Raw genomic sequence first — 24,149 nt, forward strand, 5'->3', positions numbered from 1 at the left:
GATCACGCCCCGGTGAACGCGAAGGCCGCCCACACCGCCGGCGACGACCACGGTCGTGAGTCACCACTGCCGCTGCGGAACAGTTGCGGCAGCAGAGCTTCGGCGGCCTCCTCCGGAAGCCACGCCTCCTGCGCGTCCAACGCCCGCACCCACTGCTGCTCGACCTCGGCAACCGTCGCGTCGCGCAGCCACCGCTGCGCGCCGGCCAGCGCGGTGGCCGGCGACTGCGCACACTCGGTGCGCCAGCGCCGGTAGAACTCCGTCATCAGCAGTGCGGTGGTGTGGTCGTCGACCGGCCACATCGGTGCCAGCACGCCCGCCGCGCCGGCCTGGACCAGCCCGGTCGGCAGCGAGATCACCTCGTCCGGCAGGTCCCGCCCGGGTACGAAGGCCGAGCAGGCGGACAACACCGCCAATCGCAGGGTCAACCGCATCGGCATGATGTCGGACAGGTGGAGACGGCCGTCGCCGGCGAGCCGCAGCGCGCTACGCAGTGGATCGGTCGGTTCGGCGGTGCCGTGACAGCCGAAGTGGGCCAGCCAGGCGGTGGGCAGCTCCGTGCGTACCCGCTCGACTGTCGCGTCAGGACCGCGCAGCTGCGTCACCGGACCCGGGAACGTCGCGGCGGCCACCTGGGCCTCCCAGCGGGCGTACGGGAGCCGGTCCGTCGGCGCCGGGGTCTGTGGGTCGGCCACCGTCAGCAGCCCGCCGCTGGGCGTCGACGTGGCCCGTCGACGGCTGGCCGCCAGCGCGCGGGCGTTCGGCACGTACCCGATGCTGAGCTCGTCGAGCAGGTAGCGAAATCCGGTGGGCCGGGTGCTGTCCCGGCATCCGGCGAGGTGCACCGGGAGCAGACCGACGAGGCCGCAGGGCACCAGCGAGGCATGCGGCACGCCTGACAACTCGGCGAGCAGGGGCTCGGCCACCGCCTCCCACAGGCGTTCGCGCAGGTCCGCCAGGTGCCGTTCCCACCCGCCGCGTTGCATCGCCCCCCGGGCGCCGGCGGAGGGGAAGTGTGTGCGGTGCCGCTCGGCCCACTCGTGCAGCGTCGCCGTGCGCAGCGCGGGCAGCGGTACGGGATCGACCCGGCCGTCCCGGACCACCAGGGCGATGCCCGCGTCGTCGCTTGCCGTGACGTAGACAAGCGGGTGATCGGCTGCCGCGGTGATCTCGTCCAGCTCGACCGGAGCGAGGAAACGCTCATAGCCCGGGATCCGCTGGATCTGCTCCACCGCCTCGTGCAGCTCGGCTCGGGCGGCCCGCAGTTCGTCGAAGAGCGACGCTGGACCCGTTGCCCCATCATGGAGCCCGTGCGGACTGCTCTCCTGAGGTTGCGTCATCAGTCCCTCGTTCCCGGTGCCGTCGCGGCGACTGTCGGCACTGTCGGTTTGATCATTTGGTGGCCCGATCTGGAGACCGCCGATCGGGTGGCGAGCATCGGCAGCTTCGCCGTGGCGGCGCTGACCATGCTCGTTGCTGTTTTCGGCCGGCGCGGCACCCGGGAGCCCCGATCCCTTGCCGAGCGGCAGGCGGCGTTGCGGGCCGCCGTCCGCCAGCAGTGGCGCGTCGAGGAGGCGCTGCGCCGGGTGCAGGACCCGGCACCCATCCCGGTGCGCTGGGCGCCGGTCGGGGCGGCACTGGGGGTCCAGGACCACTGGGTCAATGTGCGGGTGGCGGGGCCGGTCAGCGGCGACTCGGGGCACCCGGACCGGGGCGGCCACGAACCGGTCGCCGTCGCCGGCCGGATCGTCGAGGTCGCCGAGGTGTTCCGGCGGATCCCGTCGCGGCGGTTGGTCGTGCTGGGCGCCGCGGGCGGGGGAAAGTCGGTGCTGCTGATCCGTCTGGTGTCGGACCTGATCGACGACGGTCGACCGGACGACCCCGTGCCGGTGCTGCTGTCCCTGACCACCTGGGACGCCCGCCGGCACGGCTTCGTCGACTGGCTGACCGCCCGCCTGATCGCCGAGTACCCGGCGTTGGCGGCCCCGGACGGCGACTTCGACAGCACCGCCGCCGCGCTTGTCGCCGACCGGCGGATCCTGCCGGCCCTGGACGGTTTCGACGAACTGCCGGTACTGGTACGCCGGGCTGCGTTGCTCGCCCTGAACGCCGCCGCGCCCCGGCTGCCGGGCTTCGTGCTGACCAGCCGGGTCGACCAGTACGTCGACGCGGTACGCGACAGCGACGTGCTGACCGGGGCCGCGGTGGTGCGGCTGCTGCCGCTGCGCTGGGCCGACCTCGCGGCCTACCTGCCCCGTACGACCCGTCCGACCGGCCCGGACCTGGCCGGTAAGTGGGATCCGGTCCTCGCCCGGCTCCGCGCCGTGACCGACGAGGAGATGCCCGACCCGCCCGAGCCCGGCGACCCGATCGGCGGCCGTGACCAGCGGCAGGCTCGGATCCTCGCGGCGGTGCTCGCCACCCCGTTGCTCACCTCGTTGGCCCGCGCCGAGTACAGCGACACCGGCGCGGACCCGACCGAGCTGTTGGACCCGCACCGGTTCGGCACCGTCCGTGACCTCGTCGACCATCTGCTCGACCGCGCCGTTCCGGTCGCCTACGCCGGGCACCGGGGCGCACCGGTCGGTGCGGACGTGGCCCGGGTGACATCCTGGCTGGCCTGGCTTGCCAGGCACGGCGGCCCGGACATCGCCTGGTGGCGGTTGTCCACAGTGCCGCCCAGAGCCGTCTCCGCGACGGTGGGCGCACTCGCCGGTGGCATCGGCCTGGGCCTGGTGGCCGGTTCGGCGGCCGGCCTCCCGGTCGCCGGCCTCGGCGCCGCCATCGGCGCACTGGCCGCCGCCTTCGTCATGGTGCGGCTGCCACTCACCCCCACCGGGCTGCGCGGCGGACCGCATTCGGGCCGGCGTCGTCCCGCCACCCGCCCGGTGCGCCCCCGATTCCGTCCGACCTACGGATCCCTCGGCTGGCTGACCGGGGGAGTGGCGCTGGTCGCGGCCGGCTGGCTGGCGGCGGGTGGCCGTGCGGCGGTGGTGGGCGCGACCGCCCTGCTGCTGGCCTGGGCCCTGGACGCCTGGCTGGATGTGCCGACGGACGTGACCGCCGCCGCCGGCCCGCTCGCGGTGCTGCGCGCCGACCGGCGCGCCGCGCTGCTGCGGGCCTCCGCCCGGGGTGGCATCATCGGCTGTCCGGTCGCGGTGCTTGTCGACATCCGGACCGGCCTCGCCGTCACTGCCGCGGTCGCCCTCGCCAGCGTGCTCTTCACCGCCTGGGGTCGGTTCGCGGTCGCCCGGGCCTGGTTCGCCCTGCGTGGCGAGCTGCCGATTCGTCTGATCGGGTTCCTCGACGACGCTCACCACCGTGGCGTGCTGCGCCAGATCGGCGGCGTCTACCAATTCCGCCACGCGCGCCTCCGGGAACGCCTGCTCACCAGCTCCCCCGACGCGACGGGCGGTCCCCGGTGAAACCCGCGGCGAGGAACGGATACTTGATCTCGTACGCCGGGCCGACGCGGCGCAGCACACCCCGGCGTCGTGCGTCCTCCAGGAAGGTCAGCAGGCGCAGCGGCAGTCGGCGGGCGGCGGCGAGGATCGCCAGGGCCGCGAGGTACCACCCGCAGGCGGATCGGATGACGCACCACGTGAAGCCGGCCAGCACCGCCACCGCCTGGAACACCGCCGGTGTCGAGTAGCCCAGGGCATCGGCCCCCGCGCTGACGACCACGACCATGGTGGCGATGGCCGCGGCCCGCACCGCCGTGGCGAGCAGGTCGTGCCGCAGCAGCGTACGGGCGCAGGACTCCAGGTCCGGGTCCGCGATTCGGCCCGCCATCACCAGGGCACCGGCCGCACCGAGGGTGCTGGCACCGAGCAGGTACGGCCGGATCGACGAGGCATCGGCGAGGTAGGCGGCCAGGCCACCGCAGCCCGAGAGGACCATTGGCACCGACAGTCGTCGCGCGCGCAGGTGACGAGGCGGTACGGGCAGCGCGAGAACGCTGCCGGCGGCGCCGGCGAACAACGTGATGAACCCGGACGCCGGCTCGCCCCGAGCGGCCCAGCAGAGCGCGGCGGCGGTCAGTGCCACAAGGACCCCGAAGACCAACCGTGGTATCCACTCCGGGAGCAGGTGATGCAGCCGCCACCAGGAGATGCCGCCGAGGCGTTCCTGGGCGAACCGAGCGATCGTCAGCAGGTACGTCCGACGGCGGTCGGACGACGGTGCCGCGCCCGGACCTGCGCCGTACGCCCTGTCGAGCGCCTCCTCGGCCAGACTCACGTCGATGCGGGCTGGGCGGTCGCTGGCCGGTCCCCAGGCGCCGACGCCGATCCGTCCCAGGCGCCGACGCGCGAGGTCGTACTCCAGTGGCGTGCGCAGCACGGAGCTCAGGTGCGTGATCTGCGCAAGGGCCAGCGGATCGGACTGCCCGCCCAGCCGGAGGTAGTCGGCACCGCAACGTGCCGTGATGCTCTGCACGACGACAACGTCCGGCCACAGTCGCCGTGCGGGATGGTGCTGGTTCAGCCACACCTCGTCGTGACTGACGAGCACCGCACGCGAGCAGAGAGCCACCACCGCGGTGAGCGCGATCGTCCTGAGCTTGGGTGGCATCTCGTCGAAGTCGTCGACGATCGGCAGGATCGCGTCCTGCTGCAGCAACCGGCGAACGTCGGCAGGTCGGATGCCCGGGCCGGGGTAGCGGCGCAGGATCTCCTGGGTCAGCCAGTCGAGCACACTCTGCCGCTCGGGATGCCAACCCAGCACCGAGACGGCGACCGGCAGGTGGGGACTGCCCGGCTCAGCAAGCAGGCCCTGGGCGAGCCGGGCCGCCAGCACGCTCTTGCCCGCTCCCTTCGGCCCGGCGATCACCAACCGACCGCCCGAATGCTGGAAGAGCAGCACCAGCGCGTCGATCCCACCGAACGACCTGGCCCGGTCCCGGGGGGACTGGACGGCGATGAACTGCGTGGTGTCGGTGTCCGCCGAGATCCACAAGAGCGGCAACGGCGGGCCGCCACCCTCGGCTACCTCGTCGATCAGGCGCTGGTGCTCCTTGCTGACCTGCCGGCTGAGGGACTGCTTGGGGGTCTCGCCGTCGAGCGCGGGCTCCGGGACCTGCCGCTGCAGGCCCAGCAGCAGCGCAGCCGCAAGCGAGAGTGCACCGAAGATCACCCCGCTGATGCTCGCCACCTGATCCAGTTGCGACAACAGTGCGTTGTGGCTGCCCAGCAGGGTGTACAGGCCTCCGAAGAGCGCGATGGTGCCCACGGGCAGCAGGACGAGGACCCAGCCGGCTGGCGTCCGCCACTGGAACTGACGCAACGGGTTCACCCCATCGGGGCTTCGGCCGGCGGGTTCGGGTGGGTGTGCAGGTCGACGACGACGGCGGCCAGGTTGTCGGTGGCGCCCGCGGCGTACACCTCGTCGCGGAGCCGCTCGACCACGTCGCGGGCATCGGGTTCGCGGCAGAGGCGGCGTAGGTGCTGCTCGTCGAGCTGACCGTGGACGCCGTCGGTGCACAACAGGAAACGGCCACCGGCCGGGTCCAACGGCGTGAGCGAGACGTGCGGCACCAGTGGATCCTCGGGTGGATCGCCGAGAGCCTGTGTCACTGTGGTGCTGGACGCCGCGTCGTCGATGCTGAGTTGTTCCAGGTAGCCGTCGGTGAGGCGGTAGACCCGGCTGTCGCCGACGTTGAACGCGTAGCTGCCGTGCGCGGTGAGCAGGATGCCGGCGATCGTGGTGCGCATTCCCACGGTCCCGGGGGCGCGGGTGGCCGCCTCGTGCAGCACCCGACCGATGGTGACCAGCCCGTCGTGGATGGCCTGCGGGCAGTCCCAGGCTATGTACCGGGCGGCGAGGTCGGCGAGGACGAGCCGGCTGGCCAGCTCACCTGCCGGATGCCCACCGAGGCCGTCCGCGACGGCGCAGACCAGCGGTGGCGTCCAGTCGGCGACCAACTCGGTGATCCGTGCCCGGGGGGACTGGCTGATCCAGTCGAAGAGCAGGACGGCGTCCTCGTTGATCGGACGGACCGCGCCGCGGGCGGTGACGGCGCAGGCGTGCACCGTCGCGTACGCGTGGGGGTGCGGTGGGGGTGCTGTCGTCGTCATCGCTGTCCTCCGGTCCTGCGTACCCGCGCCCGGACGGTGCTCGCCAGACGCAGTTCGTCTCCGTCGGACAGGCGCTGCCTAATGCGTGGGTCGAGTTGGCGGTCGTTGACGTAGGTGCCGTTCGTCGAGTTGAGGTCGCGCACGTACAGCTCGCCGTCCTCCACCCAGAGCAGGGCGTGTTGTCTGGAGACGTTGCCGTGATCGCGGAGCCGGGCGGCGATGTCGCCGAGGTCGTCGGCTCGGCCGATGCGCAGCTCGCCGTGCCCGATCGGGACCGGTCCGAACGGGAACTCCAGGTGGAAGGCGGTGCCACCCGGTGCGGCCTCCCGGGTGGTCGCCGGCACCGCGCCCGTCGGCACCTGCTGATGCTCGGCGTAGCTCGCCACCTCGGTGGCCATCGTGCCGAGGTCGTGCAACGGGCAGCCACCGGCGGCGTCCACCGGGTTGTCGCACCCGGGGACCGGGCAGACCGGTTCGGTGGCGAGGGCCGTCTCCGGCACCAGCACCTCCATGCACTCCGGACAGAACGTGCCACCGGCCGGTTGGGGGCCGTGGTTGGGGCAGCTCAGGGCCGCCATGAAACCTCCTCCAGTCGGATGCCCTGCCGCCGCAGGTCGCGGTGGATGCGGGCGAGATCCCCCCGGCCCGGGATGCCGATCAGCCAGATCTGCTCGTCGTCGACCTGCACCTGCACCTGGGGTCGTTGTCGGCGCGCCCCGATCAGGTGGCCGTAGCGTTGCCGGCCCAACGGCGTACCCGGGACGAGTTGTTGGTTGGCCGAGCCCCGCCAGAGCAGGTCGGTCGGCTCGGCCGCCCGGAACGGCCCGGTGATCATCGCGTCGATGAGCGGGTACGCGGCGGGGCAACGCTCCCGGAACGCGGTCAGCTCGACCCCGGTGTAGCAGAGGATGTCCCAGTCGCGCCCCGCGCCGAGTCGGTGGAGACCGGTGACGAGTTCGGCGAGGGCGTCCGGCTGCTCCGACGGCTCGCCGCCGGTGATGGTGACGCCGTCGATCAGTGCCGGGTCCCGGGCCTCGATCCAGCCCAGCACGTCGTCGACGTCGGTATCGTGGCGTGCCTCGGCCACCCAGGTGTCCCGGGAGGCGCATCCGGGGCAACCGATGTCGCAGCCCTGCAACCAGATGCCGATCCGTCGCCCCGGACCGAGCGCGGTCACCGGATGGTGCAGGCGGGCCAGTCGCAGCTTCACGTCATCACCAGCGCCCGGTTCTGCCCGTCCTGTACGACGGCCTCGACGTGCAGGGTCTGGCCGACGGCGGGTGGGTTCGCGAACAGTTCCCGGGCGAGTGGGTTCACCAGGATGCTCTCGATGGTGGTCACGATGCCCCGCCCGCCGTTCGACAGGTCGTAGGTCGCCTCCTTGTGCAACTCCTCGCGGGCCTCGGCGGCGAACTCCAGATGGGCCCCGAAGACCCGGTTCACCGTCTCGGCGACGTGGTCGATCGCCCGGTCCGCGATCTCGACCGCCACCTCCGGGCGGAGGAAGTCGAAGACCACGATGCTCTGCTGAACCCGGTTGAAGAGTTCGGGGCGGCGCAGCAAATGCCGGAAGAAGATCTCGATGTAGTGCCGCACGCCCTGCTCGATCTCGGGCAGCTCCTGCGCCGAGGTGACGTTCTCCTTCGGTTTGCCGTCCTCGTCCTGGATGACGATGCCGAGGTTCGTGGTGAAGACGATGAGCGCCTCGGTGAAGTAGACAGTGCCACCCCGACCGTCGGTGAGCCGGCCGTCGTCGAGGATCTGCAGGAACTTGTCAAGCAGCCGGGGATGCGCCTTCTCGATCTCGTCGAACAGCACGACCCGGAACGGCTGCTGCCGGATCCCGTTGGTCAGCTCCCCACCCGCGTCGTGGCCGATGAAGCCCGGTGGCGCACCGATCAACCGGGCCTCGGTGTGTTCGGCGGCGAACTCGCTCATGTCGAAGCGCAGGTAGGCGTGCTCGTCGCCGAACAACAGCTCGGCGAGCGCCTTGGCCAGCTCCGTCTTGCCGACCCCGGTCGGGCCGGCGAAGAAGAGGACCCCGCGCGGCTTGGCGTGGCCGCCGGTGTGCGCGCCGGCCAGACCGGTCACCGAGCGGGCCAGGATGTCAAGCACCCGGCGTACGGCGTCGGGCTGGCCCAGCACGCGGCTGCCCAACGTGTCAGGTGCGGTCCGCAGCCGCTCCCGCAGGGCGGCACTCTGCCACGGGTTGTCCGGCACGCCGACCCGGAACGCGCGAACCGCGTCGTCCACCCGGGGGCCGGGAATGCCGGCGGCCGTCGCCAGCCGTACCACGTCCCGCATGCTGCGAAGCCGCATGCCGTGGCTGACCTCGGCGAACCGTCTGCTGACGGCGGCGCGCTCCGTCGGGTCCTGCGGCATGCCGGGTAGGCCCGCCACCAGGTCGTTGGCGGTCCTGAGCCGCACCTCCAGGTCGGGTTCGGGAATCGCTGTGACGCGCAGGGTGTGGTTGCCGGTGGCGAACCACGACGGCAGGTCGTGTTCGCGGTCGAGCACCCAGAAGATGGTGTTGTAGCCCTTGCCGACGGGCGTGGCCCGGTAGGCCAACCGGTCGGCGGTGGCGAGGAGCAGTCGCTCCTCGGGGGCGAGCAGTTCGCCGGTGAACAGCCGCGCCGCGTCCACCAGGACGAGGGCCACCGGCGGACCGGCGGCCCGTCTACGGCGTACGTCGACAACCGCGCTGATGAGGTCACGCACCTGCGCCAGGTGCAGTGGCCGGTTGAGCTCGACGTCCGCCTCGCGCAGGACGGCCTGCACGGCGGCGGCGCCCTGCTCCGGAACCTGGGCGGCGACCTCCACCCCGACTCCGCTGGAGTAGGTCAACAACGCGCCGTAGCCACGGCCCTGCGCGGCGGTCCACAGCGCGTCGACCAACATCATGAACCGGACCCGGCCGGCATGTTCCGGCTCCGGCAACCGGTACAGGTCGCGGACGTTGCCGGTGAGCAGGATCTGCGGGTGTGCGCAGAGCGCCAGGTCAACCTCGCGCAACCACGCCGGCCGCTCGGCCGGCCCCTCGGCCGGTCGTTGCACCGCGTCCGTACTCATCGCTGCTGTTCCCTTCGTTGCTCGTTGGGGCGGCGGTTCGCCGCCGGAATCGCCGTCTCGGCGACCACCTGCACCGGACGTTCGCCCGGCTCCCGTCGCCCGATCTCCTCGATGGGGACGCCGTTGCGGCGGGCCCGGCGTCGCACGACCTGGTAGTCGTCGCAGAACTGCTGCTCCGCCGCCCGGTCCTGCGCGGCCGAGGCCCGCCTGCCGTCGGCCCGCACCACCTGGGTACGCACGACCGGATCGTCCCGGTCGAGCAGCACCTTCACGCCGTAGCCGCTGTCGCCGTTCATGGCGGCGTAGGCCACTCCGGTGCCCGCCAGGCGGGTCTCGAAGCCCTCGTCCACCTGGTAGCCCAGATCGGTCAGCCCGAGCCGCAGGACGTCCGCCACCGCCTTGCGTCGCCGTGCCCGGTCGGCCTGCTCGACGATCGCGGCGGCTTCGGCGCGCAGCCCGTCCGGCACGTGCTCCACGCGTTCCGCGACAAGTCCTTCGATGCGCTGCCGGAACTCCTCCGCCACCGCTCCCGGCACGGTCTCCACGGGTGCGGCGATGGCCAGCAGGTCCCGCCGGACCTGTCCGATCCGCTCCTCGGCGCGCGCCTGCACACGTACCCGCCGCTCCAGGTCACGCAGGAGCAGGTGGGCCCGGCTCGCGGTGGGGCCGGCGGAGATCTCGGCCACGGCCGCGGCGCAGGACCTGCGGACCTCGTCGGGCGTCGAGGCCGGCAGCCGGGCGAACAGTTCGGCGGCCCGGTCCACGCGGGCCGCCTGATGCCGAGCCGCCTCGGCGTCCGGTGCCGAACCGGTGTCGGCCGCTGGCGTCGCCGTCGGCACTGTCGCACCGGGTCGGGCCGTGGCCTGCGTCAGCGAGTCGTCCCACTGCCGGCGGCGGGTCGCGAGGTTCGTCGCGGCTGTCGGCGGCGCACCGAGCAGGCCGCCCACGTCGCCGCGTGCGGCGGCGAGCACGGCGTCGCGGAGCTTGTCCCGCTCACGGCGAACCAGCAGGGCGACGTCGGCGGTGGCGGTGGCGATGCGACCGGGGGACTGGTCGGGTCGGGCCTTCGCCCCGCCGGGAATCTTCGCGATGCGGCTGCCGTAGACGCGGCGGTAGGCGTCGGCCTCGGCCCGCAGCGCCGCCAGCTCCCCCCGGGCCTGGACGAACTGCTGCCACTGCGCCCGCTGCTCCTGCGCGAGCCGCTCGGCGGCCGTCTCGACCAGGTAGCGGCCACCGGTCATTCCGCTCATCGCGTCGTCCCCCTCACCATGGCCTCCTTCTCACCACACGAACCAGACCTGGGTGGGATCCGGCAGGAACGGCACCGTCACCTGTTTCCAGACGTAGAGCGGCTGGAGGAGATACAAACCCAGGACGACGAGGACCACGCCGCCGCGGACCCGCCGGGCGACCGGCCCGGTCAGGGTGCCCCTCTCGGTCCGCCACGCCCGGTTGACCAGGCGACGACCCAGCCAGATCGCCACCAGCAGGCCGCCCGCCGCCGCGTACGGCAGCGATGCACCCCAGAACGTGTCGAGCCAGGTCAGGCCCGGCAGCACACCCGTCTCCACGATGATCGGGAAGCGCAGGAACCGGGCCTGCCCGGTGACGATCAGCAGGAAGACCGCGACCGCCCACCACCAGCACAGCGCCCGCGCCAGGCGCAGTGCGGTGTCGGGCGTGCTCGGGCGGACCAGCAGACCCGCCAGCAGCACCAGCAGGGGCAGGGCGAACATCGTCTGGACCCGGGCGATGGCGGCCAGCGTCACCGGCGGGTACACGTCCGACAGGGCGATCGACGCGCGCGGCGCGGTCGCCGCCGCCGCGTCGAACCAGCGGTACGCGACCGCTGCCGTCACCGCGGCCAGCGTCGTGAGGAAGGCCAGCACTCCGGTGAGCAGGACGTTCACCGTGTCCCGTCGGACGATCCGCGCCGTGGCCCGCCAGTTGCCGCCGGCCACCGCCCTGGCTTCGCCTGTCGACGTGCTCGTCTGGCGGGCCTTCTCGGCGGCTGCGGTGGCCTTCTCCTCGGCGACGAGGCGGGTGGCGAGCCCGGTCAGGGCCACCGCGACCGCCCCGGCCGCCAGCTGCCGGTCGTCGTCGAGCGACCCGGCGACCGCTCGCAGCTCCCTCCACCAGGCACAGTTGCGGGCCGGCTGCCGCCGGGCCAACTGCGCCACCAGCGCCGAGCGGTGACCGGGGTCGACAAGCACCCGGGTCGCGATCGCCCGGGCGACCGGCGCCGCCTGCGCGACGTCGGGGAGCCCGCCGTGGGTCGGCCAGCCAGTGGCGCCGGCAGCGCCGGACCGGACCGTCGCGCCGACCGAGGCGATCCGCTCCTCGACGAGGCCGCGGACACCGTCCAGGCGGTCGGCGGCGGTCCCGAGCACGGCGCAGCCGTCCGTGCAGTCGGCATGCGAGCGGCAGCGGTGGCGGGCGAGGGCACGGAGCAGCCCGACGTCGATCCGGCCGACGACGTCCACGGCCGCCGGGTCGCCGCTTGCCGCCCGTTGGGCCAGGACGGCGAGCCCCGGGGCGTCGGCCGGCTCGTTCTCGAAGACCGGGGGTTGCTCGGGGGCCACCCACGAGATGAAACGGGCCACCTTGACGGCCGCGCCGGCGCGCTCGGTCACCGCCTTGCGGACCAGGTCGACGGGGAGCCCGGTGTCGGGGAAGTTGTCGCGTAGCCAGTCGGAGAGGTCCAGGTGCGACTCGCGGCGCAGGAAGAGGTCCACGCCGGCCTGCCAGTTCTCGCTCATCGCGACGCCCACGTCGGCGGGGGTTCGGCAGAGCCGGCCAGCCAGTTCGAACGGCGGCACGACCGGCGTGGCCGGTGCTACCGGTGTCGCGGTCGGCGACAGGTCGGGCGCGTACACCGGCGGGGTCTCGCCGGCCAGCCAGGCGCGGACCTGCTGGGCGCCCCACCGCCGGTCGGGGGCGTGGGTCAGCAGGCCCCGGCACAGCGGCAGCCAGTCCTCCGGGACACCGCCCAGGTCCACCCCGTGGGTGGCGATGTGCTCGAAGATGACCCGTTCGTTCGCGGTGGCGCCGCCGATGCCGCTGTTCGGGTTGCGCCCGGTCAGCAACTCCACCACGAGAATGCCGAGCGACCACCAGTCCTGCGCCGGGTCCTGGCTCTTCTGCCACCACGTCTCGGGTGCCTGGTACGCGGCGGTGCCGGCCCGGCCGGTGGTGCGGCGGGTCGCCCGGATCTCGGCCACCAGCCCGAAGTCGCACAGCACCACGTCGATCGGCGTGAGTCGCCGGACCAGCACGTTCGCCGGTTTGATGTCGCGGTGCGCGATGCCGGTCGCCTCGCCGTGGCGCAGTTCGCCGTGCAGGTAGGCGAGTGCCGCGGTCACCTGCTTGACGATCCGACGGATCTCGGCCTGCCCCAGCCGGCCGCCGCGCTTGGCGGCCAGCTCCGCGAGCGAACCGTGCTCGACGTACTCCATCACCTCCCAGCTGCGCGCGGTGCCGTATGGACTGGTCTCCTCACCCCAGTCGATCATGCGGACGACGTGTCGCCGGTCCGCTCGGCGCAACGCGTCGAGCAGCCGGGGGTCCGGGCGTACCGAGGTGGGATAGACCTTCACGACGCGCCGCTCGCCGGACGAGCGGTCGATCACCCGCAGCACCAGGTGCGCCTCGCCGCCGGTGGTGAGGTCGTGGTCCGGTCGATAGCGAGCGAAGACCGCCTTCGGCAGGCCGCCGCTGTCCTCTTCGGAGCCGGCCGCCATCGAGGCCGGCCCGCCGCCGCCGGTTTCCCTGGTCGTGGCGGGCGCACCACGGGCCGGCTCGGCGGTCGTGGGCGCGACCGGCAGGCCCGCGCCCTCCCGCTGGGTGGGGACGTCACTCATGCCCGCTCCTCGTCCTCGGGGTCCAGGTTGGCGTGCAGTGCCCGCTCCTCCAGCTCGTGCAGCCGCTGCACCGCCCGCCGGTAGCGGTCCCGCACTGGCGCGTGCCGTGGGCCGGAGAGACCGACCAGATCTCGTTCCAGCGCGGTGGAGAGCAGCACCGCGCGACCGGACTCCAGCGCGACCACGGCCTCCGTGAGCCGGTCGCGTCGGGCCAGCGCGTAGCCGGCCCTGCCCACCAGGCTCTGGCTGCGCCGACGCAGGATCAGCTCACTGTGGGCGCGGCTGAGCTGGGCCCGGGCCAGCCGGTTGAGGGCCCGCAGGGCGAGCAGGCAGGCGTCGCCGGCGTCGTCCATCCGGCGCCGCCGCCAGGACCAGTCCGCCCAGGCCAACGCGGTGTCGAAGGCCCAGATGAGGCTGTGCTCGGCGGTCCACGTGGCGGCCTTGCGGGACGCGTCAGCGGCGCGCAGCTGATCCTCGGTGGTCCCGGTCGCCTCGGCCCGCACGTGCAGCATCGCCGCGACCCGGGAGCTGGCGATCGCGTGGTGCAGCGACCCTGGCCGGAACCGGTCCCGATGCGTCGTCACCAGATCGACCGCCTCGTCGATCTGGTCCAGGTCGCCGTCGCGCCAGCCGCGCGCGGCCAGCGCCTCGGCGAGTTGAGCGCGCGCCACCCGACGCAGCTCGGGGCTGAGGGTGCCGCCGCTGGTGGCCCGCCGCAACAGCGTGACGGCGTCGTCGAGCAGGTGCTGGTTCGGTCCGTCCGGGCGGTAGTCGTCGAGCTTGCAGCCGGCCAGGACCATCCGGGCCACGTCACCGCTGCCGCCGGCGAGGGCGAGCGCCTCCTCGGCCAGGTCGGTCGCCCGGATCCGGTCCGGCCCGGCGGACGGATCGTCCGACAGCGCCTTGGTCCGGGAGCGCAGCTGGTAGAGCATCGCGAGGCCGGCCACTGTGGAGGGCGGATCGCTGTCGTGCTGGTCCGGGTCGGCCCGCTGCGTCTCCATCGCGTGGATCTGGGCGTCCAGCGCGTGCAGGTCGCCCTGCACGCCGTAGCGCACGCTGTCCTGGAGCAGCTCACCCAGGCTCGTCAGGTGCCCCACCGCGCCGGGGTGCGGTACGTCCTGCGCGAAGGATACGGACCGCGCGACCGTCAGCGGGTCGGCCCCCTCGCCGCGCACCAACCCCTGCTGCAGAACGCGGACCCGCTCGATCGAATCGGCGGCGAAGGCGGCCTCCGGCGACAGCCGGTCGACGGTGGCGAGCAACGCCCGGATGCGCTCCGCGTCGTGTTCGTCGGCATCGGGGGAGCCCTCGCGGGCGGTGAGCGCGGCGACGAGCTGGGACCGTGTCATCGCGGCCGCCTGGGCTGTCACCGCGGCCAACTGCGGGCTCGACCGGTCGTTGGCGACCTCGCGGTCGAGCACCTCGAGGGCGCGTTCCAGCCGTCCGATGGCGCCGGCCAGGTCGTCCGCGTGACGGAACCGCAGGTACTGCGGAATCAGCAGCGCGCCGTACACCATGTCCAGGGTCGCGTGCTCCACACTCGCGGACCGGACGCGACGCTGGACGGCCTCGATCGTCGTCATCGCCTCCACCACGTCCTCCGGCCGGTTGCGGCTGCCCAGCAGCATCGCCAGCCAGGTCGCCATCGTCCGGGCCTCGGGCCGGGCGGCGGGGACCAGCTCTCGGGCGGTGCGGACCGCCGTGACGGCCCGGTCGAGGTCGGCCGACGAATGCGTGCACGTGAAGCGGCTCAGCAGTGCGAACGAGAGCGACCACAGTGCGGCAACCCGGTCCATGGCGGAGCGGCCGTCGGATGCGGACAACCGGTCCTCGGCGTCCTGGACCGCGGCATCAACCTGATGGCAAGGAATGGTGAGCGTCAGCGGCATGGGGTAATCATCCGAGCAGTGGGGTGAACCATCCGAATGGCTAAGGACGAATGGTTGCGGTGGCAAAGGGTACGACGTGCCCGCCGACGTACGACGCGACGCGACGGCCGTGCCAGCCTGGCAGTCCGATATTGCATTAGTCAATGCTCTGGGCGGCCCGATTGTCCATACCGGAGTCGATTCCCAGCCGTGTCCCCCGAATTGCCGACTGGGCAGGTGGCGGGCGGTATGGCAGGGTCGATCCGTGGCAGAAACGGATGCGCCGTTCTATGGGCCGGCCATCGAACGGGTGGACCTTCTATTGATCAAGGCCGCCGCCTGCCTGCGTGCCGTCCAGCTCGTGGTCCGGATCCCGGTCCCGTTCATCGGCGGCCTCCAGACGTACCGCTATCCCGGTCTGGTCATCGCGGGCTACCTGCTGACGGTGGCGTGGACGGTGGTGTTCTTCGGCCGGGCGCTGCGGGCGCGGCGGATGGATCCGACGTGGGTCTACGCCGACGTGGCGGTGGCGATGCTCGGTCTGCTGCTGATCCCGGCAGCCTGCGTCAACTCCTGCGCCACCGGGTGGCAGCACTGGGTCCTGCCCCCGGCCATGGGCGCGGCGATCGTCGTCGCCGGATTCACCCGGGCGTGGGTGGCGGCGACGGGAGTCGCCCTGCTGGTCGTCGCCTACCTGGTTGGATCGGTCCGGCAGCTGGCCGCCGGCCCGGAGGCGCTCGGCCCGGTGCTCGTCACGGTGCTGTCCATGGTGGCCTTTGCGGTGTTGGCCGCGGTGGTCGCCGGGCACCTGCGCGCCGACGGCAGACACCTGGACGCCGCTACCGAAGCCGCGCTCGCCGCCGGTGCGCGCGAAGCGGCGGCGCAGGCCCGGTTCGACGAGCGGACCCGGCAGTACGACGTGCTGCACCGGACCGTGCTGACGACCCTGAGCACCATCGCCCGGGGCCGGCTCGACCACCGCGCGGCCGAGGTCCGGGCGCTCGCCCAACGCGACGCGGACTACCTGCGTGGCCTGATCACCGCCGCCAACGGAGGCCCGGTCACCAGCCTGGCGAGCGCCCTGGCCGGCGTGGTCCGGGACAAACAGGCGCTCGGGCTGCAGGTGCACTCGCAGTTCCACGAGTTGGCTGATCTTCCCGCCGACGTGGAGGAGTCTCTGACCAACGCGGCCCGGGAGGCGCTGACGAACGTCGCCAAGCACGCCGGCACGGGTGAGGCGTGGTTGACGGCGGTCGGCGACGACGGCGGCGTGGTGCTCACTGTCGTCGACCGGGGTCGTGGGTTCGATCCGGACGCGGTGCCGCCGGGTCGGGGGATGCTGCGCGAGCTGCGGCACTGCGTGATCGAGGTGGGCGGGCGGGTGTCCATCGACTCCGCACCCGATCAGGGCACGATGGTGGAGGTCTCCTGGTGTCGGTGATCGAAGTTGGTGCCATCGACAACGACCAGATGCTGCTGGAGGGCATGTCGGCCTGGATCAGCCGGCTGCCTGACATCGACCTGACCACGCTGGCGGCCTCGGTGCAGGAGTATCTCGCGGGCGCGGCACCGCCGCGGATCGTGATTCTCGACCTCAACCTGGAGAACTTCACCGACCCGGCGGCCAACGTCCGTCAGCTCGTCGACGCCGGACATGCCGTCATCGTGGTGTCGGTCATCCCCGACCCGGTGTACATCGCCGGCACCACCGAGGCCGGTGCCGTCGCGTACGTGCCGAAGGCCAACAACCTGAGCGTGCTGGCCGGCGTGATCAGGAGCGTCGCCGCCGGGGAGACCCCGATGACCATCGAGCAGGCGTTCTGGCTGGGGCGCGACGCCCGGCCGGAACGGCCGCAACTCTCCGTCCGCGAGCGCGAGGTGCTTATCGCGTACGGCAGCGGACGAACTGTCGAGGCGGTTGGCCGCGGGTTGGGCATAGCTCCCGGCACGGTGCGGACCTACCTGGACCGGATCAAGGAAAAATACGCGCGCGCCGGTCGCCCGATCGAGCACCGGGTGCAGTTTCTCGAACGGGTACGCGAAGACGGCTTCGGCCGCGAACGCCTTCCGCCGCCATAGCACGCCAGCGGCCCCCGAAGAAAGCGCAGAACCAGTTGTGCCGGACGTCTCGGGCGCGTCTCAACCGACCAAATACCGAGGGTGCCGTGCTACTGGGAAAAGGACCCCGGTAAAGCGTGTCGCGTATGTGACAGTCCGACTGTTCGGGGGTGCGCAATCGGCGGGCGGCAGAATCGGTTGACCGATTGGTGGGCAACGTCGGCGGCTGGGGGAGTGGGCGCGGACCGGGGCGGTGAGCGGGATCCTGCCGGTGGGGCGCGACGCCGCGCTGCCTCGCCGCCCCGCCCCGCTGCCTCGCCGCACGGCGAGACCCGTGCGTAGATCGACCCCGGTTTCGGCCATACGCTGGCACCCGGAAGACGGACGTGGCGCACCGCAGTCGTCAGGCGGCGCGGCCCGCTCCGTTGCGACTCAGGGCTGGGTAGTGCATGCGCGTCATTCCGGGTAGGACTCCGAAGTACATGGTCATCCGCGACGATCTGATCAAGCGGATCAGCAGGGGGGAGTTCGCCCCCGGGGACGCGCTGCCCGGCCAGCGCCACCTGAGCGAGGAGTACGGGGTCAGCCTCATGACCCTGCGCCAGGCCCTTGACGAACTCTGCGACCGCGGCGTGGTGGAGCAGTTCCCCGGCAAGGGCACCTACGTCCGGGCCACGCCGGTCCCGTACTCGATGGGTAATCTGCGCAGCCTCGCCGACGATCTGCGCGCGCACGGCATCGAGGTGCTGACCCGGGTGCTGGGTCGCGAGTTCGTCGCGGTGCCCGACGACATCGCCGCGCGGTTGGGGATCCCCGCGGGCGACGAGGTGTTCACACTGGAGCGGATTCGGGTGGTCCGGGGCGCTCCGTTGATCCATCAGCTGTCCTACCTTCCGCAACCCCTCGGTGGCCGGCTCAAGGGCGTCGACTTCGAGAGCAACGAGCTCTACGCCGTACTCGCCGAGCGGGCGGGCGCGGTGGCGGTCCAGGCCGAGGAGACGATCTCGCCGGTGCTCATGCCCGAGCGCATCGGCGGTCTGCTCGGCCTGCCCGCCGGCGAACCGGCGATGCGCAGTGAGCGGATCACTCGCGACGCCGACCGGCGTCCGCTTGTTGTCGACGTCGCCATCCTCGCCGGCAGCAGCGTCGTGATCAGGAACATTCGCGAGGTGAGCGGCCAACAGTTCAGCTACGCGGTCGGCGGCAGCCCACCGCAGAGCTGACGCGAGGGGCGGCGGCCCACCACCCGTGCCGCATCGCAACTGTTCTAGAACTTTCTGAGTGACAGGTCTAGAACACTAGTCGAGCGTGCTGCTATAAAGACTTCATCGTTCTAGAACAGTGAGGGGATGTGTCGTGGATCAGCTCCTACGCTCCGCCCGCCCGGTCACCCGGGTCGACCCCCGTCGACCCTCGGCGCTCGGCAGGTTCGGCGACTACGGCGGACGCTTCGTGCCGGAGTCGCTCGTTCCGGCCTGTGTCGAGGTCGAGCGGGCCTTCACCGGGGCCTGGACGGACCCGCTGTTCCGCGGCGAACTGGACCGCCTGCTCGCCGTCTACGTCGGCCGGCCGACGCCGCTGACGCCCGCGGCGCGACTCTCCGCGGAGTTGGGTATCAACCTGTTGCTCAAGCGGGAGGACCTCACCCACACCGGCTCCCACAAGATCAACAATGTGTTGGGCCAGGCCCTGCTGGCGCAGCGGATGGGCAAGCGGCGACTGCTTGCGGAGACCGGCGCCGGCCAGCACGGCGTGGCCACCGCCACCGCCGGTGCGCTGCTCGGCATGCCGACCACAGTCGTGATGGGCGCGACGGACATCGAACGGCAGCAGCTGAACGTCTTCCGGATGAAGATGCTCGGTGCCGAGGTGGTGCCGGTGACCTCCGGCACCCGCACCCTCAAGGACGCCTGCAGCGAGGCGCTGCGGCACTGGGTCACCACCGTCGACGACACCTACTACTGCCTCGGCTCGGCGATGGGTCCGCACCCGTACCCCTGGATGGTCCGCCAGTTCCAGCGGGTGATCGGTGACGAGGCCCGCGCCCAGTGTGCCGCCGATCTGGTCGCCGGCACGCCCGACTACGTCGTGGCCTGCGTCGGTGGCGGGTCCAACGCGGCCGGCACCTTCGCCGGCTTCGTCGACACGCCGGCCCGCCTGGTCGGCGTCGAGGCGGCCGGTGGAGCCGCGATCAGCGCCGGCAGTCCCGGTGTGCTGCACGGCTTCCGCTCCATGGTGCTCCAGGACCAGCACGGGCAGATCGGCGAGGCACACTCGATCGCCCCGGGCCTGGACTACCCGGGCGTCGGACCGGAGCACGCGCACCTGGCCGAGTCGGGCCGGGCCAGCTACGTGAGCGTGGACGACGCCGAGGTGCTCGCCGCCACCCACCGGCTGGCCCGCGCCGAGGGCATCCTCTGCGCGTTGGAATCCGCCCACGCGGTCGCCTGGGTGATCCGGGCCGCCGGCGACGGCACGATCCCGTCGGGTTCGACGGTGCTGCTCACGCTCTCCGGGCGGGGCGACAAGGACATGGCGACCCTGATGGAGCTGTCGTGAACCAACTGGAGACCCGACTCCGCGCGACCACGGCGGCCGGTCGCAAGCTGCTCGTCCCGTACCTGACCGGAGGCGTCACCGCGGACTGGACCGACCTGTTACGGGCAGCGGTGGACGCGGGCGCCGACGCCATCGAGATTGGCCTCCCGTTCTCCGACCCCACCCTGGACGGACCGGTCGTGCAGGAGTCGTCGCACCGGGCGCTGCTGCGGGGCGTCACCACCCGACAGATCCTCGACGAGGTCAGCAGGCTCGCACTACCCGTGCCGTTGGTCGCGTTCACCTACGCCAATCTGGCCCTGCACGGCGGAGCCGACCGGTTCTGCGGCGCGCTCGCCGATGCCGGTGTGGCCGGCCTGATCGTGCCGGACCTGCCGGTCGACGAGTCGGAGCCGGTCGCCACCGCGGCGGCGGGCAGCAGGCTCGACCTCGTGCTGCTCGCGTCCCCGGCGACCGCGCCGCCGCGCCTTGCCGAGATCGCCACCCGCAGCCGGGGCTTCGTCTACGCGGTGAGTGCCATGGCGACCACCGGCGAGCAGTCGAGGTTGGATGCGGCCGGCGCGCAGGTGGTGACGGCACTGCGGCAGGCCACGGATCTGCCGGTGGTGCTCGGCTTCGGGATCTCCGGCCCGGAGCAGGCGGCCGAGGCTGCCGCGTACGCCGACGGGGTCGCGGTCGGCTCGGCGCTCATGCGCCGCGTGCTCGACGGGGCGACAGCGGCGCAGCTCGGTGACTTCCTGACCCACCTGCGGACGGCGCTGGACGCGCCGACCCCGGGGCCGCTGACGTCGGGGTGACCCGCTCAGGCGCTCTGCTCGGCGACAAGTCGCCCGTCGACGTAGGCCCTGACCCGCTGTGGCCGGAAGCCGGCGAACAGGAGCTTGCGCTCCTTCTCGATGCGCACCGCGTGCCGTTCGTGCTGGCCGACCGGGAAGTCGTACCGCTTGACCAGGTCGACCGACATCACCCGCAGCTCCTGGTGCACCGGATGACCGTCCACGAGGATCGCCAGCCGGCCGAAGAACTTGTCGAACGAGAACGACACCTCGTGTCGTTCCTGGACGCCTACGTCGAAGGTGAGCTTCACCGGCCCGATTCTGTCGTACCGCCGCCCGCGCCGGTGCCCGGTGCTGCGCTCAAGGGGGCCGCCGCTGGGCTCCCGGGGGACGGGGTCAGCTCGCCGACCACTGTGGGCCGCCCGCCCCGACCGGTGCCGCCGGAAACCCGTACGCCGACACGCCCTCCGCCGAGCCGGGTGACCGGCGAGCCGACCCCGGGCGGGTGTCGGACGGCAGCCGTTCGCCGCGGTACATCCGATGTATGTGTCGCTGAGGTGGCGTCCGCCGGCCGCTGGCCTGACGCTCGGCCGCGCCGGACCGTGCCACCCGTCACCGGCATCCCGGTGATGATCCTTGACGGCAGGGCCTGGTGGTGCGGATTGTACCCGTCGATCGATCGTTGCCTATTGCGCGGCTCCGGAGTAACCTTCGCGAAACACATCAGATGTCTGGCTGACTCGGGCCCGGCACGTGCCTGCTCCACAAGGTCCTGGTGCCCGGGAGGCGGACCCATCTCGGTTACCACAGTTGTCACGCATCGGGGTGACCGGATTGGTCACCGTTTGGAGGATCGATGTCAGACCTGACCCGGCGCCAAGCCCTCAAGATCGGTGCGGCCGGTGCGGGCGGTGCCCTCCTGCCGCTGCCCTGGACGGCCGTAGCAAACGCGGAATCGGTGGCGCCGCCCCAGGTGCTGGCCGCCGGTGACCTCGCGCTCTGGTACGACGAGTCCGCCGGCACCGACTGGCTGCGGGCGTTGCCGATCGGCAACGGCCGGCTCGGCGCCATGGTCTTCGGCAACGTCGACACGGAACGACTCCAGCTCAATGAGGACACCGTCTGGGCCGGCGGCCCCCACGACCCCAGCAACACCCGAGGCGCGGCGGCGCTTGCGGAGATCCGGCGGCTGGTCAACGCGAACCAGTGGACCCAGGCCCAGGATCTGATCAACCAGACCATGATGGGCAACCCCGGCGGCCAGCTGGCCTACCAGACCGTCGGCAACCTCCGGCTCGCCTTCGGCTCCGCCAGCGGAGCCTCCCAGTACAACCGGACGCTTGACCTCACCACCGCCACCGCCACGACGACGTACGTGCTCAACGGCATCCGATACCAGCGGGAGGTGTTCGCCAGCGCACCCGACCAGGTCATCGCGATCCGGCTGACCGCGGACCGGACCGGCTCGATCAGCTTCACCGCCACCTTCGACAGCCCGCAACGCACCACAGTGTCCAGCCCGGACGGCAGCACGATCGGCCTCGACGGCATCTCCGGCAACCAGGAGGGCGTCAACGGCCAGGTCCGCTTCCTCGCGCTCGCCAACGCGACAGTCACCGGCGGCAGCGTGTCCAGCTCCGGCGGCACCCTGCGGGTGAGCGGCGCCACGAGCGTCACCCTGCTGGTTTCCATCGGTTCCAGCTACGTCAACTACCGCAACGTCGGCGGCGACTACCAGGGCATCGCCCGGCAGCGCCTCACCGCCGCGCGGGCCAGCAGCTACGACCAGCTGCGCAGCCGGCACGTGGCCGACTACCAGGCGCTGTTCGGCCGGGTCACCCTGGACCTGGGCCGCACCTCCGCGGCCGACCAGACGACGGATGTCCGCATCGCCCAGCACAACAGCGTCAACGACCCGCAGTTCTCGGCACTGCTGTTCCAGTTCGGTCGGTACCTGCTGATCTCGTCGTCGCGGCCCGGCACCCAGCCGGCCAACCTCCAGGGCATCTGGAACGACTCGCTGACCCCGTCCTGGGACTCGAAATACACGATCAACGCCAACCTGCCGATGAACTACTGGCCGGCCAACACCACAAACCTGGCCGAGTGCCACAACCCGGTCTTCGACCTGGTCCGCGATCTCTCCGTCGCCGGAGCGCGGACCGCCCAGGTGCAGTACGGCTCCTCCAGTGGCTGGGTCACCCACCACAACACCGACGCGTGGCGGGCCACCGCCGTGGTGGACGGCGCGTTCTGGGGCATGTGGCAGACCGGCGGTGCCTGGCTGTCCACGTTGATCTGGGACCACTACCTGTTCAACGGCGACATCGAGTTCCTGCGGACGAACTACCCGGCAATGAAGGGCGCGGCCCAGTTCTTCCTCAACACCCTGGTCACCGAGCCGACCCTCGGTTACCTGGTGACCAACCCGTCGAACTCGCCGGAGCTCAGCCACCACGCGAACGCCAGCGTCTGCGCCGGCCCCACGATGGACAACCAGATCCTGCGGGACCTGTTCGACGCGTGCGCCCGCGCCAGCGAGATCCTCGACGTGGACAGCACCTTCCGGGCGCAGGTTCGGGCCACCCGGGACCGGCTGCCTCCGATGAAGATCGGCTCGCGCGGCAACATCATGGAGTGGCTCTACGACTGGGTGGAGACCGAGCCCAACCACCGGCACATCTCCCACCTGTACGGGCTGGCCCCCAGCAACCAGATCACCAAGCGCGGCACCCCGCAGCTGTTCGAGGCCGCCCGGCGGACCCTGGCGCTGCGCGGCGACGACGGCACCGGCTGGTCGCTGGCCTGGAAAATCAACTTCTGGGCGCGGATGGAGGAGGGCAAGCGCGCCCACGACCTGATCCGCTACCTCGCCACCACCGCCCGGCTCGCGCCGAACATGTTCGACCTGCACCCGCCGTTCCAGATCGACGGCAACTTCGGCGCCACCGCCGGCATCGCCGAGATGCTGTTGCAGAGCCACGTCGGCGAGCTGCACATCCTGCCCGCGCTGCCGCCTGCCTGGCCCAGTGGTCGGGTCACCGGTCTGCGGGGTCGGGGCGGGCACACGGTCGGCATCACCTGGAGCAGTGGGCAGGCCACCGAGATCCTCGTCCGACCGGACCGCGCCGGCGCCGTACGCCTGCGGGCCCGGATCCTCACCGGCACCGTCACCGTCGTCGACACCGCCGACGGCACGGCGGCCCGGGTCACCCGGATCGAGTCCGACCTGATCGAGGTCGCCGTGCAGGCCGGGCGCACCTACCGGGTCACCAGCACGGGCGTCGCCCTACCGACGCTTGAGCAGAGCTTCAGCAACGTCGGCATCACCAGCGACAGCAACACCAACGTCGGAAACTTCGACGGCGGCGGGGCGTCGCTCTCAGCGCAGGCGTTGGCGCAGGCCGGTGCCACCCCGGGCGGCACGGTGAGCCGCAACGGGGTCACCTTCCGCTGGCCGAACGTCAGCTCGGGGGCCGCCGACAACGCCATCGCCTCGGGGCAGTCGATAAGCGTGACCGGCACGGGCAGCACCCTCGGCTTCCTCCTGACCGGCACCTACGGCGCCCCGTCGGGGACCGGCACCGTGGTCTACGCCGACGGCACCCGGCAGACGTTCACGCTGAGCACACCCGACTGGTATGGCGGGCCGAGTTCCGCGGGGACCGCCGCCATCGTGTCGGCGTACCAGAACCGGCCGAACAACCAGCGGCAGAACACCGCCGCCTGCATCTACTACGTGGGTGTCGGGTTGCAGAACAAGGCGGTGGCGTCGGTCGTGTTGCCGAACATCAGCGCCCGGCCGGCGACAAACGTGGTGACGATGCACATCTTCGCCATCGCCATCGGGGGCTGACCGCTTCGGTTCCCGCACCGGTGAACGTG

The 24,149-nt window shown here is 72.1% G+C and carries 17 protein-coding genes; 7 read left to right on the forward strand and 10 right to left on the reverse strand.

Going from position 1 to position 24,149, the window contains the following annotated elements:
* Window positions 1-2: 2 nt before the first annotated feature.
* Window positions 3-1,340, reverse strand: a complete 1,338-nt coding sequence (locus AB0B86_RS22630; RefSeq protein ID WP_357419771.1) for a CHAT domain-containing protein — start codon at window positions 1,338-1,340, stop codon at window positions 3-5.
* On the opposite strand from AB0B86_RS22630, the gene AB0B86_RS22635 reads away from it, so the two are divergent.
* Entirely contained in the window at window positions 1,311-3,425 is a 2,115-nt protein-coding gene (locus AB0B86_RS22635) for an NACHT domain-containing protein (protein WP_357419772.1), read from the forward strand. The genes AB0B86_RS22630 and AB0B86_RS22635 overlap by 30 nt on opposite strands.
* On the opposite strand, the gene AB0B86_RS22640 is transcribed toward AB0B86_RS22635, so the two are convergent.
* Genes AB0B86_RS22640 through AB0B86_RS22675 form a run of 8 tightly spaced genes read right to left on the reverse strand, consistent with a single transcriptional unit; the run spans window position 3,388 to window position 14,892 of the window.
* On the reverse strand, window positions 3,388-5,283 hold the full coding sequence (locus AB0B86_RS22640; protein ID WP_357419773.1) for a hypothetical protein: 1,896 nt from the start codon (window positions 5,281-5,283) through the stop codon (window positions 3,388-3,390). The two genes, AB0B86_RS22635 and AB0B86_RS22640, sit on opposite strands and share 38 nt — an antisense overlap.
* A 5-nt stretch (window positions 5,284-5,288) precedes the next feature.
* A complete protein-coding gene (locus tag AB0B86_RS22645) occupies window positions 5,289-6,074 on the reverse strand; it encodes a PP2C family serine/threonine-protein phosphatase (RefSeq protein ID WP_357408218.1) in 786 nt (261 codons plus the stop codon).
* A complete protein-coding gene (locus tag AB0B86_RS22650; protein ID WP_357419774.1) occupies window positions 6,071-6,652 on the reverse strand; it encodes an FHA domain-containing protein in 582 nt (193 codons plus the stop codon). The genes AB0B86_RS22645 and AB0B86_RS22650 overlap by 4 nt, the downstream gene beginning before the upstream one ends.
* Complete coding sequence (locus AB0B86_RS22655) at window positions 6,640-7,284, reverse strand: 4Fe-4S single cluster domain-containing protein (RefSeq protein ID WP_357408214.1); 645 nt, start codon at window positions 7,282-7,284, stop codon at window positions 6,640-6,642. Before AB0B86_RS22655 ends, AB0B86_RS22650 begins: the two co-directional genes overlap by 13 nt.
* Window positions 7,281-9,143, reverse strand: a complete 1,863-nt coding sequence (locus AB0B86_RS22660; RefSeq protein ID WP_357408212.1) for an AAA family ATPase — start codon at window positions 9,141-9,143, stop codon at window positions 7,281-7,283. The genes AB0B86_RS22655 and AB0B86_RS22660 overlap by 4 nt, the downstream gene beginning before the upstream one ends.
* Window positions 9,140-10,393 carry a hypothetical protein gene (locus AB0B86_RS22665; RefSeq protein ID WP_357408210.1) on the reverse strand — a complete coding sequence of 418 codons (1,254 nt, stop codon included), beginning with the start codon at window positions 10,391-10,393 and terminating at the stop codon, window positions 9,140-9,142. Before AB0B86_RS22665 ends, AB0B86_RS22660 begins: the two co-directional genes overlap by 4 nt.
* Window positions 10,394-10,423: 30 nt before the next feature.
* The gene (locus AB0B86_RS22670; protein ID WP_357419775.1) at window positions 10,424-13,003 is read right to left on the reverse strand and encodes a protein kinase; all 2,580 of its coding nucleotides are present in this window, start codon (window positions 13,001-13,003) and stop codon (window positions 10,424-10,426) included.
* Window positions 13,000-14,892 (reverse strand): hypothetical protein, encoded by a 1,893-nt coding sequence (locus AB0B86_RS22675; RefSeq protein ID WP_357408206.1) that lies wholly within the window; start codon window positions 14,890-14,892, stop codon window positions 13,000-13,002. Before AB0B86_RS22675 ends, AB0B86_RS22670 begins: the two co-directional genes overlap by 4 nt.
* 244 nt (window positions 14,893-15,136) lie before the next feature.
* Here AB0B86_RS22675 and AB0B86_RS22680 point away from each other — a divergent pair, with 244 nt between their 5' ends.
* From AB0B86_RS22680 to trpA, 5 genes are all read left to right on the forward strand, one after another.
* A complete protein-coding gene (locus AB0B86_RS22680; protein ID WP_357408204.1) occupies window positions 15,137-16,312 on the forward strand; it encodes an ATP-binding protein in 1,176 nt (391 codons plus the stop codon).
* Complete coding sequence (locus tag AB0B86_RS22685; protein ID WP_357408202.1) at window positions 16,303-16,950, forward strand: response regulator transcription factor; 648 nt, start codon at window positions 16,303-16,305, stop codon at window positions 16,948-16,950. The genes AB0B86_RS22680 and AB0B86_RS22685 overlap by 10 nt, the downstream gene beginning before the upstream one ends.
* Window positions 16,951-17,378: 428 nt before the next feature.
* Window positions 17,379-18,152: a GntR family transcriptional regulator gene (locus AB0B86_RS22690; protein ID WP_357408200.1), complete on the forward strand. Its 774-nt coding sequence runs from the start codon at window positions 17,379-17,381 to the stop codon at window positions 18,150-18,152.
* 133 nt (window positions 18,153-18,285) lie between these two features.
* Window positions 18,286-19,488 carry a tryptophan synthase subunit beta gene (trpB, locus tag AB0B86_RS22695; protein WP_357408198.1) on the forward strand — a complete coding sequence of 401 codons (1,203 nt, stop codon included), beginning with the start codon at window positions 18,286-18,288 and terminating at the stop codon, window positions 19,486-19,488.
* Window positions 19,485-20,285 carry a tryptophan synthase subunit alpha gene (trpA, locus tag AB0B86_RS22700; RefSeq protein ID WP_357408196.1) on the forward strand — a complete coding sequence of 267 codons (801 nt, stop codon included), beginning with the start codon at window positions 19,485-19,487 and terminating at the stop codon, window positions 20,283-20,285. Before trpB ends, trpA begins: the two co-directional genes overlap by 4 nt.
* Window positions 20,286-20,290: 5 nt before the next feature.
* Here trpA and AB0B86_RS22705 read toward each other — a convergent pair whose 3' ends face one another.
* Window positions 20,291-20,575: a hypothetical protein gene (locus tag AB0B86_RS22705; RefSeq protein ID WP_357408194.1), complete on the reverse strand. Its 285-nt coding sequence runs from the start codon at window positions 20,573-20,575 to the stop codon at window positions 20,291-20,293.
* A 545-nt stretch (window positions 20,576-21,120) separates the two neighbouring features.
* On the opposite strand from AB0B86_RS22705, the gene AB0B86_RS22710 reads away from it, so the two are divergent.
* Window positions 21,121-24,120 (forward strand): glycoside hydrolase family 95 protein, encoded by a 3,000-nt coding sequence (locus tag AB0B86_RS22710; protein ID WP_357408192.1) that lies wholly within the window; start codon window positions 21,121-21,123, stop codon window positions 24,118-24,120.
* The last annotated feature ends 29 nt before the right edge of the window (window positions 24,121-24,149 follow it).

Origin of the sequence: Micromonospora sp. NPDC049047 (assembly GCF_040649135.1) — a bacterium.
Classification (GTDB): Bacteria; Actinomycetota; Actinomycetes; order Mycobacteriales; family Micromonosporaceae; genus Micromonospora.